Below are 2,059 nucleotides of genomic sequence, written 5' to 3'. Positions count from 1 at the left end.
TCCGTATCATGTCCCGGATCCAGGGAGGGATCGGGTCTCCCCCGGCGGTCCCTGTCCCGCCGAACATTGCCGAAACCTCCACTTCCCCCCCCACCCCCACACCGGGAACCCCGCCGGCCCTGATTTTCCCCTCCAGGTCGGAGATCTGCCCCAGGAGCGCCTTGTTTTCCGGGGCCACGGCGGGAGCGAAATCGCCTGGCCTGGGATTGGCCCCGGTCTCCCAGTGGCGCACGGGTATGCCGCCGGGTTTCCCCGTTTTCCTGGATACGGGGGCCTCGGATACTTTCACCAGGCCGGCATCCAGCTTCTTGAGCCACTGCTCCGCCCGGGATGGTCTTGCAGCAGCAGGGGGTAACGGGGCAGGCTGCCGGGAGGGGGAGGCGACGGTTTCCCGGATTACCGGGGACGGGGGAGGAGGCTCTTCCTCGGGAAGCGTCGACATCGGGGCGTCCAAAAGCTCCACGATCACCACCGGAGGAACCGCCGCCGGCGGAAAGAGGGCCGAAACGGTCGATCCAAGAAGGATCACACCGGCGTGAAAAAGAAGGGAGAGGCCCGTCATCCACCTCAGGACCCGGGCCTGCCATCTCTCCATGGTGCCGACGTACGATACGCTGTTCATTGCGACCTTCACAGTTCCGTGAAGTAATCCCGGCAGGCGCGGTGGATCATCTCGTTTTCTATCTTCGGTGGAATCCCTTCGTACTGGCTGATCTCCACCACCCTGCTCAGGATGTCGTTGGGATGGCACGCGCTCAGCCGGATCCCGCGGACTGCGTGCTGCTCGTCGAGCAGGTAGCGGATGGCCTCCTCGCGGAACTCGAGTCCGAGGCGTTCGCTCACCTGCCGGCAGATTGCCACGTATTCCTCTTCCCGCAGATAGTCGATTTTGATCTTGTACCCGATCCTTCTCAGAAACGCCTCGTCGGCCAGCTCGCGAGGTTCGATGTTCGTCGAAAACAGAATGATCTGGTCGAAAGGAACCTCGAACTTCTTCCCGTTCTGGAGGGTGAGGTAGTCGCGCGCCTTTTCCAGGGGAACGATCCACCGATTGAGGAGATCGAATGGCCGGACGAGCTGGCGCCCGAGGTCGTCGATGAGGAAGACCCCGCCGTTGGCCTTCACCTGAAGCGGCGCCTCATAGAACTTGGAAACCGGGTCGAAGCTGAGATCGAGCATCGAAAGCGTCAGTTCGCCCCCGGCGACCACCACAGGGCGCTCGCAAAGAACCCATCTGCGGTCGTACTCCGCCCGGTTCTCGAGAATCGCCTTCGTGGGGTCCGACGGCGTGCCCAGATCGATTTTGCGGTGGTTCACGGGATCGTAGATCCGGATTACCTGGTTATCCATGTACAGTGCGTGGGGAATGAAGATGTATCCCCTCAACACCTTGGCGATGTGCTCCGCGATGAAGGTCTTGCCGTTTCCGGAGGGGCCGTAGAGGAATATAGAGCGACCCGAGTTCACCGCCGGCCCGAGACGGTCGAGAAGTCCCGGTGCCAGAATTACCCCCTGAAACGCCCGTTGCATCGCCTCCCGGGTCACCGCCATCTTCCTGACCGTCTGCCGCCTTGCGATCTCCGAGTACTCCCGGAGCGTCACCGGCGCCGCTCCCACGTAACCGGAGAGCAGCAGATATTCCTTCGCCCGCTCCCTCCCAAGGTCGGTGATCGCATAGGTATACGAAGCCCGGATGTCCGCGCCTTTCTTCACTTCCGCAAGGCGTTCCTTTTTCATGAACTCCATGACGTCGCTGATCACGCTGATGGGCAGCGCAATCTCCTCCGAAATGGAGGCGAGGGTCAGCACCCCTCCGAAATAGAGCATCTTGCACGCAAGCTCCACCAGGAATTCCATGGGGAGCCCGGTCTCCTCCACGTGCTTGAGGGGTTTGGGCAGCGCCGCGACCCGGATCTTGCGTGTTTCTTCAGTCAGGGGCGTATTCGTAGTCACGTTTCCCTCCCACCGGTTTGTTTCGGCTGTCGATCTCCCAGGGAAGAACCGGCCTCGTCATATCTTCCCGCAAGAGGTCGAACCGTACGGGGGCCGCGTGCCGTAT

At 61.9% G+C, this 2,059-nt stretch carries 2 protein-coding genes; both read right to left on the bottom strand.

Annotation, left to right across the window (positions count from 1 at the left end; genetic code table 11):
• The coding region (locus tag VJ307_06135; GenBank protein HJX73719.1) for a hypothetical protein at positions 1-622 on the bottom strand (622 nt) is incomplete at its 3' end.
• Positions 623-630: 8 nt separating this feature from the next.
• Positions 631-1,953, bottom strand: coding sequence for a hypothetical protein (locus tag VJ307_06130; protein ID HJX73718.1), 1,323 nt, complete (start codon positions 1,951-1,953; stop codon positions 631-633).
• Between the last annotated feature and the right edge of the window lie 106 nt (positions 1,954-2,059).

The sequence above is a fragment of the Candidatus Deferrimicrobiaceae bacterium genome (assembly GCA_035256765.1).
Classification (GTDB): Bacteria; Desulfobacterota; Deferrimicrobia; order Deferrimicrobiales; family Deferrimicrobiaceae; genus CSP1-8.
The sequence above is the reverse complement of the archived record's forward strand: the minus strand, read 5'-3'. Positions and strand labels throughout refer to the sequence as shown.